11 protein-coding genes are annotated in these 16,814 nt (G+C 62.4%); 6 read left to right on the top strand and 5 right to left on the bottom strand.

Annotated elements, in window-relative coordinates; translation table 11 throughout:
- Window positions 1-81: 81 nt before the first annotated feature.
- Window positions 82-1,137 (top strand): FUSC family protein, encoded by a 1,056-nt coding sequence (locus FFS13_RS04545; RefSeq protein ID WP_137818014.1) that lies wholly within the window; start codon window positions 82-84, stop codon window positions 1,135-1,137.
- Between the two features lie 216 nt (window positions 1,138-1,353).
- Window positions 1,354-2,844, top strand: a complete 1,491-nt coding sequence (locus FFS13_RS04550) for a transglycosylase SLT domain-containing protein (RefSeq protein WP_371922929.1) — start codon at window positions 1,354-1,356, stop codon at window positions 2,842-2,844.
- A 56-nt stretch (window positions 2,845-2,900) separates the two neighbouring features.
- Here the strand turns inward: FFS13_RS04550 and FFS13_RS04555 are convergent, their stop codons facing one another.
- On the bottom strand, window positions 2,901-3,248 hold the full coding sequence (locus FFS13_RS04555) for a YggL family protein (RefSeq protein WP_137817913.1): 348 nt from the start codon (window positions 3,246-3,248) through the stop codon (window positions 2,901-2,903).
- A gap of 252 nt (window positions 3,249-3,500) precedes the next feature.
- On the opposite strand from FFS13_RS04555, the gene dacB reads away from it, so the two are divergent.
- Window positions 3,501-4,958 carry a D-alanyl-D-alanine carboxypeptidase/D-alanyl-D-alanine-endopeptidase gene (gene dacB, locus FFS13_RS04560; protein WP_137817914.1) on the top strand — a complete coding sequence of 486 codons (1,458 nt, stop codon included), beginning with the start codon at window positions 3,501-3,503 and terminating at the stop codon, window positions 4,956-4,958.
- A gap of 75 nt (window positions 4,959-5,033) precedes the next feature.
- On the opposite strand, the gene rlmKL is transcribed toward dacB, so the two are convergent.
- The gene (gene rlmKL, locus FFS13_RS04565; protein ID WP_137817915.1) at window positions 5,034-7,295 is read right to left on the bottom strand and encodes a bifunctional 23S rRNA (guanine(2069)-N(7))-methyltransferase RlmK/23S rRNA (guanine(2445)-N(2))-methyltransferase RlmL; all 2,262 of its coding nucleotides are present in this window, start codon (window positions 7,293-7,295) and stop codon (window positions 5,034-5,036) included.
- Window positions 7,296-7,938: 643 nt separating this feature from the next.
- On the opposite strand from rlmKL, the gene rmf reads away from it, so the two are divergent.
- Window positions 7,939-8,154, top strand: coding sequence for a ribosome modulation factor (gene rmf / locus FFS13_RS04570; RefSeq protein ID WP_137817916.1), 216 nt, complete (start codon window positions 7,939-7,941; stop codon window positions 8,152-8,154).
- Window positions 8,155-8,287: 133 nt separating this feature from the next.
- On the opposite strand, the gene FFS13_RS04575 is transcribed toward rmf, so the two are convergent.
- Together FFS13_RS04575 and FFS13_RS20325 are read right to left on the bottom strand one after the other, a co-directional pair.
- Window positions 8,288-9,313 carry a quinone-dependent dihydroorotate dehydrogenase gene (locus tag FFS13_RS04575; RefSeq protein WP_137817917.1) on the bottom strand — a complete coding sequence of 342 codons (1,026 nt, stop codon included), beginning with the start codon at window positions 9,311-9,313 and terminating at the stop codon, window positions 8,288-8,290.
- Window positions 9,246-9,617, bottom strand: coding sequence for a DUF2835 family protein (locus tag FFS13_RS20325; protein WP_137817918.1), 372 nt, complete (start codon window positions 9,615-9,617; stop codon window positions 9,246-9,248). The genes FFS13_RS04575 and FFS13_RS20325 overlap by 68 nt, the downstream gene beginning before the upstream one ends.
- 150 nt (window positions 9,618-9,767) lie before the next feature.
- Between FFS13_RS20325 and FFS13_RS04585 the strand changes: the two genes are divergently transcribed.
- Window positions 9,768-10,646: a DUF6685 family protein gene (locus FFS13_RS04585; protein WP_137817919.1), complete on the top strand. Its 879-nt coding sequence runs from the start codon at window positions 9,768-9,770 to the stop codon at window positions 10,644-10,646.
- A 134-nt stretch (window positions 10,647-10,780) separates the two neighbouring features.
- On the opposite strand, the gene FFS13_RS04590 is transcribed toward FFS13_RS04585, so the two are convergent.
- Window positions 10,781-15,658 (bottom strand): NAD-glutamate dehydrogenase, encoded by a 4,878-nt coding sequence (locus FFS13_RS04590; RefSeq protein WP_137817920.1) that lies wholly within the window; start codon window positions 15,656-15,658, stop codon window positions 10,781-10,783.
- 194 nt (window positions 15,659-15,852) lie between these two features.
- Between FFS13_RS04590 and FFS13_RS04595 the strand changes: the two genes are divergently transcribed.
- Entirely contained in the window at window positions 15,853-16,812 is a 960-nt protein-coding gene (locus tag FFS13_RS04595; RefSeq protein WP_137817921.1) for a MoxR family ATPase, read from the top strand.
- Window positions 16,813-16,814: the final 2 nt, after the last annotated feature.

Here is a 16,814-nt window from a genome sequence, read left to right on the forward strand (position 1 = left end):
AACACCTATGCTGGGTATTGGGCCAAGTCGACGGGGGAATCACCCGAGTGGCTTTTGGCAACTTTATAGAGACTGCTGATGATGCGTAAGGTCTTGCCGCAAGCCTTGAACTGGCACTCCGGGCCGCCAGCCTGGGGCCCGGCCATAGTCGCCGGTTTCGGTTGCGCCCTGCCCTTGTTGCTGGGCCTGCTCAGCGCCCACCCAGGTTTTCTCTGGGCCTCGGTGGGGGCCTTTCTAGCGGCTCAGGCTAATCCGCTGCACCGCTTCGGCATGTTGCGCATGTTGCTGCTGACCGGGCTCGGCGCCTGGAGTGCCGGCCTGGGCTTCTGGGGGGCGGCTCATCCCTTGATCAGCTTGGCGCTGTTCGCCTGCTTCGGCTTCCTGCTGGCCTGGCTGCAACGTTTCGGTGCGGAAGCCGGCAAGTTCGGCATCGGCCTCGCGCTGTGCCTCTGCCTGGGACAAGGTCAACAGGGTATTGGCAACCTGAATAATCCTTATGCGGTGGGCATGCTGTTCATCCTCGGCGGGCTCTGGGTCGCTCTGCTCGCCTTTGGCCTGCGCGGTCTGCACGGCTTACGCATGTGGCCACGCATGCCACGGCTGTTAGGTCTGTTGAAAGTGCTGCGCCGGCATGCCCGACGCTTACCGCAACAACAGTGGCGCTTGCACGCACTGGGCTGCACCCTGGCCTTCGCTCTGGCCGGCCTGACGGTCGAGCTGGCCGAGCTGTCACGCGGCTATTGGTTGACCCTGACGGTGATCACCACCCTGCAGCTGGAATTCCAGGGCAGCCTGGTGCGCGCCCTGCAGTCCAGCCTCGCCAGCCTGTGCGCGGCAGCCCTGCTGATTTACTTCGGCCATAGCCTGCAAAGCCCGCCGCTGATGGTGGCCACCCTAGTGCCGCTGATTGCCCTGAGCCGCGCCTTCCAAGCCCAGCACTACGGCCTGTTCGTACTGCAGAGCACGCTGTGCTTCGTACTCCTGGCCGAAAGCTTGTCGCAGGATTGGCAACTGGCGCAGCTGCGGCTGTTTAACTCGCTAATAGGTGCCGCGATAGCCTTGTCGGTGGCCCTGTTGATGTACGGCCTGCGGCAGTGTCTGAGCAAACACCCCGCGCCAGCGCCAGACGCGCCCTAAACCCTCTATGGCCGCATCCACGCAATACGCATGCGCTTCGAGGGCCTCAAACGCGATGCCGGAATCAGTTACTGGCAAGCGTTGGCGCAAGGCGGAGCCAATCGATGCGGTCGACCCAATCAGCATCCTCACCAGGGCCGGACTAAGCTGATGTGACCGGTCTGCGCGACTGGGGGTTGGCAGTCGGCCCGTTCTCACGAGTTCTGGAGCAACGTCATGCGTGGATGCCCCGCCTGGTGCCGCGATGCGATGCGCCTGTTCATGATCCTCGCCATCAGCTGCTTGGCCCTGAGCGGTTGGGCCGCCGACGAACTACCCAGCCCCGAGCTGAGCGCCGCCGAGGAAGCCGAAGTCGACGCCATGGTGCTACCGGTGCCGGATGCCTGGATCGGCGACTTCGACGGCATGCGCAAACGCCGCCTGATCAGGGTGCTGGTGCCCTACAGCAAGACCTTCTACTACGTCGACCGCGGCCGCGAGGGCGGGAGCGCCTACGAGTCGGGCAAGGCCCTGGAAACCTGGCTAAATCGGAAATACCCGCTCGAGGGTAAAGCGCTGCGTTGGCGGGTGATGTTTATCCCGATGGCCCGCGACAAGCTGATGCCCAGCCTGCTGGAGGGCCTTGGCGATATCGCCGCCGGCGGCCTGACCATCACCCAGGGCCGACTGCAGACCGTGGACTTCGCCGATCCCTTCGCCAGCGGTATCCGCGAAGCCCTGGTCAGCAGCCCCAACAGCAAGCCGGTCGGCAAACTGGAGGAGCTGTCCGGCCAGGAAATCATGGTGCGCGCCTCCAGCAGCTACTTCGAGCACCTGAGCGAGCTCAACCAGCAGTTCAAGGAACGCGGCCTCGCACCGATCAAGGTCCTGCCGGCCGATGAAAACCTGGAGTCCGAAGACCTGCTGGAAATGGTCAACGCCGGCCTGATCAACGCCACAGTGGTCGATCGCTACCTCGCTACTATCTGGCAGCCGCTGTACCAGCACATGGTCGTCCACGACCAGTTCTACCTGAAGGCCGATGCCGAGATCGCCTGGGCCATCCGCAAGCACAGCCCGCAGCTGAGAACCATGCTCGCCGGCTTCGTCAAGCAGCACAAGGTCGGCACCGCCTTTGGCAATACCCTGGTGCGCAAGTACGTGAACAATCCCAAGCGGGTGCTCAATGCCACCTCGGAAGCCGAGCTGCAGAAGTTCAACGAAATGCTCGGGCTGTTCCGCAAACATGCCGACAGCTACGGCTTCGACTACCTGATGCTGATGGCCCAGGGCTTTCAGGAGTCCCGGCTCGATCAGGGCGCGCGCAGCTCACGTGGCGCGGTGGGCGTGATGCAGCTGCTGCCGAGCACCGCGGCGGACCCGAGCGTGGCGATTAAAGGCGTAGACAAGAGCGCGGACAAGAACATCGAGGCCGGCAGCAAGTACATGCGTCTGCTCGCCGACAAGTACCTGAACGACCCCGAACTGACACCGATGAACAAGACCCTGATGACTTTCGCCGCCTACAACGCCGGCCCGGGCAATCTGCGCAAGTTCAGGCGGCTGGCACAGAAGTCCGGGCTCGACCCGAACATCTGGTTCCAGAACGTCGAGCACGCCGCCGCCCGCGTGGTGGGCCGCGAGACGGTGGATTACGTCGGCAATATCTACAAGTACTACGTCGCCTACAAACTGGTGCAGAGCCGACAGAAGAAGGGGCGCCCGTGAGCTTGGCGCTCAGGGGGCAGCGGATAGAACAAGGGGGCCATATGGCCCCCTTGGTGTTACGCGTGTTGCGGGTTGATCGCGTTGTCCGGGTACCAGACGTCGATCAACGGGCTAGCGGTGAAGTCAGTCACTTCGCTACGGCCCTTCAGCCAAGCTTCGACCGCGGCGCGCTGCTCTGCGCTGACCGAGCCACGTTTGGCCAGGCACACCAGGCCATAGTCATCGCCGCCAACATAACCCAGACCATTGCCGGTCATGGCTTCACCCAGGAACTGGTCGAGGAAAGCGTCAACGGCCTCGTCGGCCAGATCTTCTTTGAAGTTCAGGTTCAGCTCAAAACCCAGCTCCTGGAATTCATCCACGCAGAGTTTTTTGCGCAGACGGCGGGAACGGTTAGTAGCCATGGAACAATCCTCAAGAGTGATAACGCGCGGCACTTTAGCAGTTTAGCCACCGACTTGCCCGACTCTCTGCCGCAGGCGACTTCACCTGCCCGCAGAAAATAGCGCCTTACGCTAGTCGCAGAGCGGCGCAAGCACCTTGGGCTTCGGGCATAATGCGCAGCACTTTCCCGAACTGCTGTGGGAACCCGCGACCATGTCATCTTTCTTTATGTCATCTTTCTTTTTTGGCCCTTGCCTGAAGGGTTTCTGCCAATGATCAAAACACTTCGCCACCTGGCATTCGCCAGCTTGCTGCTGCCAATCGCCTTGCCGGTCACGGCAGCTCCAATCAACAGCACCCTTCCGCCCCTGGTTCAGAAGGCGCTGAAAGCCGGCAAAATTGGCAACGACTCCCTCTCCCTGGTACTGCTGCCGCTCAACGGCCCCGGCACGCCGACGCTGTTCAATGCCGACGTGTCGGTCAACCCAGCGTCGACCATGAAGCTGATCACCACCTATGCCGCGCTCGAACTGCTCGGCCCGACCCACCAGTGGAAGACCGAGTTCTACAGCGACGGCCCACTGAAAAATGGGGTGCTGCACGGCAACCTCTACCTCAAGGGCGGCGGCGATCCCAAGCTGAACATGGAGAAACTCTGGCTGTTGATGCGCGACCTGCGTGTCAATGGCGTACAGCAGGTCACCGGCGATCTGGTGCTCGACCGCAGCCACTTTATGCAACCGCAGTTGCCGACCTTCGATGACGATGGCGGCGACGAGAACAAGCCGTTCCTGGTCGGCCCGGACTCCTTGCTGATCAACCTCAAGGCCGTGCGCCTGATTAGCCGCGCCGAAGGCGGCAAGGTCAGCGTGGCCATGGAGCCACCGCTGACCAACGTGCGTATCGACAACCGCGTGAAGGCCCTGGGCAAAGGCAAGTGCACGGGGAATGTCCGCTTCAACCCGGTCAGCCAGTTCGACGGCACTACGCTGGTCGTCACCGGGCAGCTGGCTGAAGGCTGTAGCACGCAGGCCTATCTCTCGTTACTCGATCACCCGGGTTACGCCGCGGGCGCCGTGCGTGCCATCTGGCAAGAGCTGGGCGGCAGCATCCTCGGCAAAGACCGCGTTGACGCCGTACCGAAGAACGCCACCCTGCTCGCGCGGGCCTTCTCCCCCGATCTGGTGGAAATCATCCGCGACATCAACAAATACAGTAACAACACCATGGCCCGGCAGCTGTTCCTCAGCCTCGGCGCACGGTTTCGTAACGCCGAGGATGGCGACGACGCCAAGGCCGCACAGCGGGTGATCCGTCAGTGGCTGGCCCGCAAGGGCATTACCGCACCCCACCTGGTGATGGAGAACGGCTCCGGCCTGTCGCGCGCGGAACGGGTCAGCGCACGGGAAATGGCCACCCTGCTGCAAGCCGCCTGGGAGAGCCCCTACGCCGCCGAGTACATCAGCTCCCTGCCGCTGGTGGCGATGGACGGGACCATGCGTAAACGCCTGAAACGCACGCCCATGGCCGGCGAAGCGCATATCAAGACCGGCACCTTGAACACCGTGCGCGCCATCGCAGGCTTCAGTCGCGACAGCAACGGCAACAGCTGGGCGGTCGTCGCCATTCTCAACGACCCACGGCCGTGGGGCGCCTCGGCGATCCTCGATCAGGTACTGGTCGATCTGTACCGCCAGCCGAAAGTCGGCGCCAACACGGCCCAACGCTGAGCCCAGGCGCACCACTAAAAAGGCCGCCCTGCTTTACGCAGTGCGGCCTTTTAAATGCCTCACGACAATTCGTGCTTAACGCGCGGTCAAGCGCCAGGCCCTGTGGATCTTCGAGTTACGCGCGAAGTCCGGGTCCAAGGTCGTCGCACTGATTTCCTCCACCGCATAGCGCGCCGCCAGGCCTTCATCGAGCTGGAATTTGCGGAAATTGTTGGAGAAATACAGCACGCCACCGGCCGCCAAGCGCGCCATGGCCAGGTCGAGCAACTCGACGTGGTCACGCTGCACGTCGAACACCCCCTCCATGCGCTTGGAGTTGGAGAAGGTCGGCGGGTCGATAAAGATCAGGTCGTACTCCTCGCGATCCGCCGCCAGCCAGGTCATCACGTCACCCTGCTCCAGGCGGTGCTTGTCGGAGAAACCGTTCAGCGCCAGGTTTCGCCGCGCCCAGTCGAGGTAAGTCTTCGACAAGTCGACGCTGATGGTGCTGCGCGCCCCGCCCTTGGCCGCATGCACGGTGGCCGTGGCGGTGTAGCAATACAGGTTGAGGAAGCGCTTGCCGGCGGCCTCACGCTGGATGCGCAAGCGCAGCGGGCGATGGTCGAGGAACAGACCGGTGTCGAGGTAATCGGTAAGGTTGACCAGTAACTTCACCCCAGCTTCGCTGACCTCGGTAAAACGCCCCTGAGTCGCCTGACGCTCGTACTGCTTGGTGCCGCTCTGGCGTTCACGGCGCTTGATGATGACTTTCGCCTTGTCGACGTTGAGCGCCTGGGGAATCGCCGCCAAGGCATCGAACAGACGAGCCTGGGCCTTCTCCGGGTCGATCGAGCGCGGCGCGGCGTATTCCTGCACGTGCACCCAGTCGTGATAGAGATCGATCGCCAGGGCATATTCCGGCATATCGGCGTCATACACACGATAGCAGTCGACCCCCTCACGTCGAGCCCATTTACCCAGCAACTTAAGGTTTTTTTGCAGACGATTGGCGAACATCTGCCCGCCTTCGCTCAAGCGCGCCCGTTCGATTAGCGCTGGCGCCTGCTGGTTTTCAACCTTTCTGTTGTCAACCTTTCTGTTGTCAACCTCTGGCTCCGACTGGCCTAACGCGGCCTGTTCACGCTCGCGTTCGCGCTGCTCGGGAGTACGGCGCTCACCGGTGACGAACTGCTCCGGTTGCACCTTGATCAGCAGCAGCTTGCAGGGCAGCGCGCCGTTCCAGAAGGCGTACTGCTTGTGGCTACGAATGCCCATGCGCTTGCCCAGATCAGGCGCGCCGGTAAACACCGCCGCCTCCCAATTCATGCAGGCCTGACGCAGACGCTCGCCCAGGTTTTGGTAGAGGTACAGCAGGCTCGCTTCATCACCCAAGCGCTCGCCATAGGGCGGGTTACAGACCACCAAGCCGGTCTGATTCTGATCCGGACGCGGCTCGAAAGTCGCCACTTCGCCCTGGTAAACCTTGATCCAGTTCGACAGCCCGGCGCGCTCGATATTGTTGCGCCCCGGCTGAATCAGCCGGGGATCGGCCTCATAACCACGAATCCACAGCGGCGGCTTCGCCAGCCCGGCTTCTGCACGCCCCAAAGCCTCGGCATGGAGCTTTTTCCACAACGCCGGCACATGCCCCAGCCAGGCCGAGAAGCCCCAGCGCTCGCGCTTGAGGTTCGGGGCGATATCCGCCGCGATCATCGCCGCTTCCACCAGGAAAGTGCCGACACCGCACATAGGGTCCGCCAGCGCACCGCCCGCCGCGGCAATTCGCGGCCAACCGGCGCGGATCAGGATCGCCGCGGCGAGGTTTTCCTTGAGCGGCGCCGCGCCCTGCTGCAGGCGATAGCCACGCTGGTGCAGGCTGTGGCCGGAGAGGTCGAGCGAGAGAATCGCTTCGCCGCGGTCCAGGCGCAGATGGATGCGCAAGTCCGGGTTCAGCTTGTCGATCGAAGGCCGCTCGCCCGCGGCATTACGCAACTTGTCGACGATCGCGTCCTTGACCTTCAGCGCGCCGAAGTGGGTGTTGTCGATGCCGGAACCATTACCACTGAACTCCACCGCCAGGCTGCCGGTCGGCTCCAGGTGCTCGGCCCAGTCGACCTCCAGCACACCCTCATAGAGATCGTCTGCGTTGCTCATGGGGAAACGTTTGAGCACCAGCAACACACGGTTGGCCAGGCGCGACCAGAGGCACAGACGGTAAGCCGTTTCCAGCTCGGCGAAGCCGCGGATCGCCGAGGTGTGCTCGCGGGTTTCCTCCAGCCCCAGGCCTGCTGCTTCTTCAGCGAGCAGCCCTTCCAAACCCTTGGGGCAGGTGAGAAAGAGTTCGTAACGATCCGACATGTGGGTATCCAGTGCCTAAGCAATGTGCGGCGGGCAGTTTGTGCTGCGGCGCCAAGGTTAAAAACCGTGGTTCTACCCAACGGCTCCGCGACACCAGGGTGGGTCGCTTATCGAACAAAAGCCAAGGCCTGAGTTCGACATCAGCCAAGTCTGGTCGCGTTGCAACTTGCCGGGAGCCTAGTGGCAAGTCCCACGCCGCGCCCGCTGCCAGACTTAGTGTGTTCGATACAATTACGCGCTGTTCCGTACAACTTTCGAACAGCACTTCAAAGCTTAATCAGTGACAAAAGGCTACAACGCGACCCTTCGTCGGAATAAATACAGGATGCAGCCGCGAAACATTCGCGAGGGCAGAACGACTTCATAGTCGCCTGCGCCCGCATGCCTCCTGAGTTTAAGCAAAAAGCCGAGGATCGACGGGTCAAGCCTTATGGCCTCACTCCTAAAAACGTTACGTGCTTATGACAAAACGATCATTCCCACGACCGGTGTCATTCGTTAGAAATCAACTCAGGCCAACGCCGCAACGGTGACGGCAGGAGACCCGCAACGCCGGCAGCGGGCTCCACTGGTAGAAGCTTTCTACCAGGCCCCGACACGGGGCTAATAGGACATAACAGTCAACAAGTGAGGGCAACACCCTATGAGAAGACTTAAGCGTGATCCTTTAGAACGAGCGTTTTTGCGCGGTTATCAATATGGCATCCATGGCAAATCTCGCGAACTGTGTCCATTCACCCTTCCGTCCGTACGCCAAGCCTGGATTAACGGCTGGCGCGAAGGTCGCGGCGACCACTGGGACGGCATGACCGGCACCGCCGGTATCCATCGACTCAACGAACTTCACGCTGTCGGCTGATCACGCTGTCGGATAGTAAGGACCACCGACTCCGCTTTACCATGCACGCCCCATCCGGGCGGCGGGCGAGAGCCCAGGGGCTCCTTAAGGGAGCCCTTTTTATTGCCTGTCGCTTTAGATTACTGACGAGCGATTACTGACGCGGCAGCGCCGCGATGGCATCCACCGCTTCGCGAATCAGCGCCGGGCCCTTGTAGATAAAACCGGAATAGATCTGCACCAGGCTGGCGCCGGCGGCGATTTTCTCAGCCGCGTGCTTGCCTTCGGTGATACCGCCAACGGCAATGATCGGCAGACGCCCCGCCAACTCAGCCGCCAGCACTCGCACCGTATGCGTGCTCTTGTCGCGCACCGGCGCGCCAGACAGGCCACCGGCCTCAGCACCAAAGGGCAAACCTTCGACACCTTCGCGCCCGAGGGTAGTGTTAGTCGCAATCACCGCATCCATGCCCGAGTCCAGCAGCGCCGCAGCGACCTCGATGATCTCGGCATCATTCATATCCGGAGCGATCTTGATCGCCAGGGGTACGCGTCGGCCGTGTTGCTGGGTCAGGGCCTCCTGGCGTTGGCGCAGGGCTCCGAGCAACTGCTTCAGCGAATCGCCAAACTGCAGACTGCGCAGGCCGGGGGTGTTCGGCGAGCTGACGTTGACGGTGACGTAGCTGGCATGGGCGTAGACCTTGTCCAGGCACAGCACGTAATCGTCCACCGCGCGCTCGACCGGCGTATCGAAATTCTTGCCGATGTTGATGCCGAGCACACCGTTGAACTTGGCGGCTTTGACCCGCGCCAGCAGATGATCGACACCCTGGTTGTTGAAACCCATGCGATTGATGATGGCTTCGGCTTGCGGCAAGCGGAATAGCCGCGGCTTGGGGTTACCTGGCTGCGGACGCGGGGTGACGGTACCGATTTCGACAAAACCAAAACCCAGTTGCGCGAAACCGTCGATGGCATCGCCGTTCTTATCCAGGCCGGCCGCCAAACCCACCGGATTCGGGAAGTCCAGGCCCATCACGCGCACCGGCAGGCTGGCCGGCGCCTTGCTCAACAGGCCATTCAACCCCAGACGGCCACCGGCACCGATCAGATCAATAGACAGCTCGTGAGAGGTTTCCGGGGACAGTTTGAACAGCAGCTCGCGGGCCAGGGTATACATGGGCAGGCTTAGCTCGGTAATGGGCTGGGAAAGTTAGCCGACGATTATAGCCGCCCGCAGCCCCGGCAGGCGAGGCAACCGCGACCGATCGGCCCACGCGACGCCGACTCAGTAGCTCACCGGCGACATTGAAGCCCAACCCGAAGGAAGCGTAGACGCCTCCATGGGTCAGAAAAGACCGCAAATGTTGGACTGGCAAACTGACGCGCCGACCGTCACGGCTGTTTAAAAAGACTTGGCATGGGCCTGATAGACCGCGCAAAGGTTCCGCGGATAAGGCAATATCCAGCTCCGGGCTAGGCATGGAGGCTTCCTCGTAAATGATCGCTGCACTATTGCCACAGGTGGCACCCTGGACGGGGGGCCGCGACCGTCACTTGGCCAGCAAAGGCTGTGCAACGGGCGTTTTCGTCTGCCACACTGGCAGCGGTGACCCTGGAGTTCACAGCTAGCCATGAGTCCGAGCGAGCAACCCACAACGCTGACCGCCCGCCTGACGGCCCTGGCCCAACGCCTGGGCCTGAGCGGTCGGGCGCCACGCCAGGTACTGGAACGTGCCAGCGTCCTCCGCTTGCCGTTCCAGCCGTTACCGCAACCCCGCGAACAGATCTGGTGGCACACCGGCCCACCGCTGCAGCGCTTAGTCGACTTACCGCGCAACGCCCTTTCCGGCCCGGTTCAGGAAGACAAGGCGCAAGCCCACTCAATGTTGATCCGCGTGATGGAGCAGGAACAGCAACAGCTGAGCTCCTTCGACCTGCGCCTGATCGACGGTCTCTGTGGCAGTGACCCGGATGCGCAGCCCTACGCCAGCCTCGAGGACTACAGCACAACCCCAGCCTGTCGCGGCATACGCATCATCAGCTACAAGGACTTCGTCAAAACCATCAGCCAAGCCTTACCACGCTTCCTCGTCGGCGAGCCGATCAGCCTGCGTCAGGCCAGCTGGTACGGCAAACGCATGTTCTGGGCCGGCGAGCAACATATTGAAGCGTTCGCCTGCGCCATCGCCTACGCCCGGCGGCGTGGTTTGGAGGCAACCCTACCGGCCGAGCTGACCCGCTATCGCTTGCGCCCCAGTGGGCTCAACGAACTGCAAGAGCGCTATCACGTGCTGGCCATGCCAGTGCAAGCCTGGAGCGATCCTGCCTTTATGGGCCTGTTGCTGGATAACGGCCTGCCCTATGCGCGCCTCTCACTGCTGCGCAATCCAGGCGCCCCGGAGTTCCTCCTGCTGCCCAAACACCACCCGCAGGCCACCGCCCTCGGCGAAGGTTTACGTCTGGCTGGCGCGCCGGATGTGGTGGCTTACCTGCGCCAGCTGAAAGCCTGAAATCTGCGACGGGCCGCTCCACAGCAACCCGTCTGCGCCAGCGCCTCAATCCACCTGCAATAAAAAGCCCCGCACTAGGCGGGGCTCCGGGTGTTGCAGCGTGGCTTATTCAACCACCTCGGGCAGCTAACCCATCAAGGAATACAGGCCCCATGCTGACTGCTCTGCGCCAGGTCGAGTAGCTCACGGTTAGCCACCGCGTACATCGCGTAGTCGGTAGTGGTCGCCGCCCGCAACTCGATGAGCATGGCACGCCAGCGCTCGACCAGCGGACGATGCTGCTCCAGCCAAAGCACCGCACGCGCTTCGATATCTGCAGGGCCATCGGCCATTTGCAGAACCGAGACGGTGATTGCCCGTTGCTGCCAGTCCAGATCGTCGCGGAAGGCTTCCCGCGCCAATGCCTGCCAGTTGTTTTCCACCGGCAAACTGGTGATCTGTTGCAGATACCAGGACAGATCCAGCGCACCGCCAACCGCGAAGTACGCCGCCGCCACTTGAGCAGGATCCTGCCCGGTGACATCCGCGGCCTCGATGATCGGCAACAGCGTGTACAGATGGCTGGTCCCCGCCACTACCCGCGCCAGCTCCTCCGGCACACCGGCTTCGACGTATGCCTGGAAGCGCGCCAACCACTGCTCACGCGCAGGGCCTTCGAGCAACTCATCGAGGCGCCCGGCCAGCGCCTCGAGGCGTGGCGCGAAGTGACCAACGTCACGCGCGGCATCCAGCTCATTGCGACGGCTGCGCAGGAACCAGCGGGTGGCACGGCGACCGAGACGCATCAACTCGTCCATCAACTGCAGTTGCAGTTCGGCCGGCACCTGGTAGTCCAGCGCCTCGATCTGCTGCCACCAGTGCGGCAGGCGGAACACATCGCGGACGATGACATAGGCCCCGGCGACGTTCGCCGCACTCATGCCGGTGGACTCCTTCAAGCGCTGCACGAAGGTGATGCCCATGTGGTTGACCAGATCGTTGGCGATCTGGGTGCTGACGATCTCGCGCTTCAGGCGGTGACGGCGCATGGCCTCACCGAACTTCTTCGTCAACAGCGGCGGGAAGGCGGTTTCCATCTCACGGGCCAGATAGTCGTCGTCCGGCACCAGGGACTTCAGCAGCGATTCCTTGAGGTCGATCTTGCTGTAGGAGATCAGCACCGACAGCTCCGGCCGAGTCAGGCCCTGGCCGTTGGCGATGCGCTCGGCCAGCAACTCGTCAGACGGCAGGAACTCCATCGCCCGATCCAATTTGCCGGCGCTCTCCAGCGCCACGATCAGGCGCTTGTACTCGCCGATCCGCTCACGGGCCCGCCGTTGGGCCAGCGACAGCGCCTGGGTCTGCTTGTAGTTGTTGCCCAACACCAGGTTGCCGACGGCGTCGGTCATCTCGGCCAGCAGCTTGTTGCGCTGCTTACCGGTCATATCACCGGCGGCAACGATCTCGTTGAGCAGGATCTTGATATTCACTTCGTGGTCGGAGCAGTCCACACCGCCGGCGTTGTCGATAAAGTCGGTGTTGCTGGCGCCACCGTTGAGGCCGTACTCGACGCGACCGAGCTGGGTCATGCCGAGGTTGCCGCCCTCGCCCACCACCTTGGCGCGCAACTCGCGGCCATCGACCCGCAGGGCGTCGTTGGCCTTGTCGCCGACGTCGACGTGGCTTTCAGTGCTGGACTTGACGTAGGTACCGATACCGCCGTTCCACAGCAGATCGACCGGCGCCTTCAGCAGCGCATTGAGCAACTCGGTCGGTGTCAGCTTGTCGGCGCTAATCTCGAAACGCTCCTGCATCTCCGGGCTGATGGCGATGCTCTTCGCCGCGCGCAGGAAGATGCCACCGCCGGCGGAGATCAGTGAGCTGTCGTAATCCGCCCAGCTGGAGCGCGGCAGATCGAACAGGCGCTGGCGCTCGACAAAGCTCTTGGCCGCGTCCGGGTTGGGGTCGATGAAGATGTGCTGGTGATTGAAGGCCGCGACCATCTGCAACTTGTCCGACAGCAGCAGGCCGTTACCGAACACGTCACCGGCCATGTCGCCGATGCCGATCACCGTGGTGTGATCCTTCTGCACGTCGATCCCGCACTCACGGAAGTGCCGCTGCACCGAGACCCAGCCACCCTTGGCGGTGATCCCCATGCCCTTGTGGTCGTAGCCGGCGGAACCGCCCGAGGCGAACGCATCGCCGAGCCAGAAACCATATTCCCCGGCGATACCGTTGGCGATATCGGAGAAGGTCGCCGTGCCCTTGTCTGCCGCGACCACCAGATACGGATCGTCGGCGTCATGGCGCACCACGTTGAGCGGCGGCACCACTGCGCCTTCTTTCAGGTTGTCGGTGATATCCAGCAGGCCGGAGATGAAGATGCGGTAGCAGGCGATGCCTTCGGCCAGGATCTCATCACGGCTGCCGCCGATCGGCAGACGGCGTGGAATGAAGCCGCCCTTGGCGCCGACCGGCACTATCACCGCGTTCTTCACCTGCTGGGCTTTAACCAGACCGAGCACTTCGGTACGGTAATCCTCTTCCCGATCGGACCAGCGCAGCCCGCCACGGGCGACCTTGCCGCCCCGCAGATGCACGCCCTCGACCCGTGGCGAATAGACGAAGATCTCGAACATCGGCACCGGTTTCGGCAGCTCTGGAATCGCCCGCGGATTGAATTTGAAGCTGAAGTAGGACTTGTTCTGACCCTGGGCATCGGTCTGGTAGAAGTTGGTCCGCAGCGTGGCCTTGATCAGATCCAGGTAGCGCCGCAGGATGCGGTCTTCGTTGAGCACCGCCACATCATCCAGCGCGCTCTGAATCGCCTGTTCCAGACGCTGCTGCTTGTCCGCCAGATCGTTCGCGGTCAGCTTGCGCGCCAGGTAGAAGCGGGTCTTAAACAGCCGCACCAGCTCCTTGGCGATATCGACATGGTTGAGCAAGGTGTTGGCGATATAGCTGAGATCGAAGCCCAGGCGGATCTGCTTCAGGTAACGCGCGTAGGCACGCAGCAGCGCCACATCACGCCAGGGCATCGCGGCGGTCAGCACCAGGCGGTTGAACGCATCGTTCTCGGCGGCGCCACCGACGATCTGCACGAAGGCATCCTGCAGCGTGTCATTGAGCTGCTGGATATCCACCTCCAAAGCCTCACCCTGCCGTTCGACGTGCGGGGTGAAGGCGAAGTCGTGAATCCAGAACTCGCGACCACTCTGGTGCTGCAGGCGGTAGGGGAATTCGCCGAGGACGCGCAGGCCGAGATTTTCCAGAATCGGCAGCACATCCGACAGCGCCAGCGGTGTGTCGGCGTGGTAGAGCTTGCAGTGCAGCTGCTGCTCGCCGGCAGTCAGCGGCTGGTAGAAGCTCATCACCAGCGGACGCTCATCCGACAGGCTGAGCAGGTGCTGCATGTCGACGACCGCCGAATGCGGCGCGAAACGCTCGCGATAGCCGGCCGGGAAGCTTTTCGGGAAGTCGGCCAGCACCTTGGTGCCTTTCGCCTCGCCAAAGCTCTCCACCACCAACCCGGCGTAATCGTCCTTCCAGGAACGGCAGGCCTGAATGACCTCGCGCTCGATCTGTTGCGGGTCGATCTGCAGCTTGGTCTTCGGGTCGATGCGCAGAATGAACTGCACCCGCGCCAGTACCGACTCGGAGAAGTAGGTCCAGAATTCGCAATCGGTCGCCTGCAGGCGGTCGACCAGCACCTGCTGGATGCGCATACGGGTTTCGGTGGAGTAGACATCCCGCGGCACATAGGCCAAGGCGTAAACGAAACGGCCGTACGGATCGGCGCGCAGGAACAGGCGGATCTTGTTGCGTTCCTGGATCTGCACTATCGCCAGGGAGGTGCTGTACAACTCGTCCACTGGGGTCTGGAACAGGTCATCGCGGGGCAGCACTTCCAGCACCTTGACCAGCTCTTTGCCCAGGTGCCCCTGCGCGGTGAAGCCGGAGCGCTGCTCGACCTCGGCGACTTTGCGGCGGATGAAGGGGATCTCGCGCACGCTTTCGCTGTAGGCGATGGAGGTGTAGATGCCCAAGAAGCGGCATTCCTTGATCACCTTGCCCTTGGCGTCCAGTTCGCGGATAGAGACGAAATCCGGGTAAGCCGGGCGATGCACCCGGCTCGGCTGCGCGGCCTTGGCAAAGGACAGCAGCACCGGCTCACGCAGGTACTTCACCGCGTAAGACTCGATGTGCAGCTCTTCCTTCTTCAGCCCGGCGCGCAGACGCTTGGACAGGCCCAGCAACGAGGTCTCGTCGTAGACGATGTGCCCACCGTCGGCCTCATCGACCACGGTGAACTCCTCGTAGCCGAGGAAGGTGAAGTGATTGTCCAGCAGCCACTCCAGGAACACCTTGATTTCCGCCAGCTCGGCGCCTTCCACCTTCAGCTTGGCCTTGCCCAGCCAGGCCAGCAGCTCCTCGGCCTTGGCACGCATCGGCAGGAAGTCGGCAACCGTCACGCGCACTTCTTCCAGCACTTCCAGCAGGGCGTGCTCCAGCGCGCGCAACTCGTTGGCATTGGCGCAGCGATCGATCTCCAGGAATATCAAGGATTCCTGCAGCACATCCTTGCCCTGGGTGCCTTTGGGCAGGACTTCCAGCAGTTCGCCTTTCTTGTTGCGGCGCACGCTGAGCACACTGTTTTGCAAGGTATGAATGCTGTGACCGCGGCGGTTCAGCTCCATGCGTACCGAGTCGACCAGGAACGGAACATCCGGATGCAGCACTTCCACCGCGGTGTGGGTGGATTGCCAGCCGTGCTTCTCGTAATCCGGGTTGAACACCCGCGCCTCGGGCTTGGCGTGATCGAAACGCTCCAGCAGCCGCCAGGCCGACAAGGTGCAGCCAACCAGGTCGGAAAGCCGGCGCTGGGTCAGCTCATCGAGGGCGATGATGCCGAAGAACTGCTCGGCGAACAGGGCCACTTGTGGCAACGCCTGCTCGCTAACGTGCTGCGCCAATGCCGCTTGCAGTTGATGCTGGAAGTCGGCTTTGCTGGCCGCCGTAAAGAACGCCATGGTTGTGCTCCGCTGGGCTTGTTATTCGAGTGGAAATGACTGGCCACGACTGCCGTGGCTCAACAACGGTGCCGTGGTTCAAGAATGCTGTAGTTCAACGTTAGTCTAGGCAGCCCGTCTTGCATTAAAGTGGCGGCCTCAGACTAAGGCGGCACTCTCGACTCGCCAGTCACATTTCCCGGAAGAGCTTAACGATGGAACACCGTGAAGCGCTTGTCGCGCTGCGACATTTTCTGTCAACCCAGATCCTTGGCCAGGAAAAACTCATCGAAAGACTGCTGATTGCCCTGCTCGCCGACGGCCACATGCTGGTCGAGGGGGCTCCCGGCCTGGCCAAGACCAAGGCGATCAAGGAGCTGGCCGAAGGTGTCGAAGCCGAATTCCATCGCATTCAGTTCACCCCCGACCTGCTCCCGGCGGATATCACCGGCACGGAAATCTACCGCCCGGAAACCGGCAGCTTCGTCTTTCAACAAGGGCCGATCTTTCACAATCTGGTGCTGGCCGACGAGATCAACCGCGCGCCGGCCAAGGTGCAATCGGCGCTACTGGAAGCCATGGCCGAGCGCCAGGTCAGCGTCGGGCGCAGCACTTATGACCTGTCGCCGCTGTTTCTGGTGATGGCGACGCAGAACCCGATCGAGCAGGAAGGCACCTACCCGCTACCGGAGGCCCAGCTCGACCGCTTCCTGATGTACGTGAAAATCGGCTTCCCGGACGCCTCGGTGGAACGCAAGATCCTCCAGCAAGCCCGTGGCGAAGCGCTCCACGGCGAAACCAAGCCCGAGCACAAAGTCAGCCAACAGGCGATCTTCGCCGCGCGCAAAGAAGTTCTCGGTCTGTACATGGCCGACGCGGTGGAGGAGTACCTGGTGCAGCTGGTGATGGCCACCCGCAACCCGGGCAAGTTCGACCCGGAAATGGCCGAGTGGATTTCCTACGGCGCCAGCCCACGCGGCTCGATCGCACTGGATCGCTGCGCACGGGCGCATGCCTGGCTGGCCGGGCGCGACTTCGTCAGCCCGGAAGACATCCAGGCCGTGCTGTTCGATGTGTTGCGCCATCGCATCATCCTGTCGTTTGAAGCGGAAGCGGCCGGCATCGATCAGGACCGGGTGCTGCAACGCATTCTCGACGCGGTCGCCGTCGCCTAAAG

It is taken from the genome of Pseudomonas sp. 2FG (genome assembly GCF_005502935.1).
Classification (GTDB): domain Bacteria; phylum Pseudomonadota; class Gammaproteobacteria; order Pseudomonadales; family Pseudomonadaceae; genus Aquipseudomonas.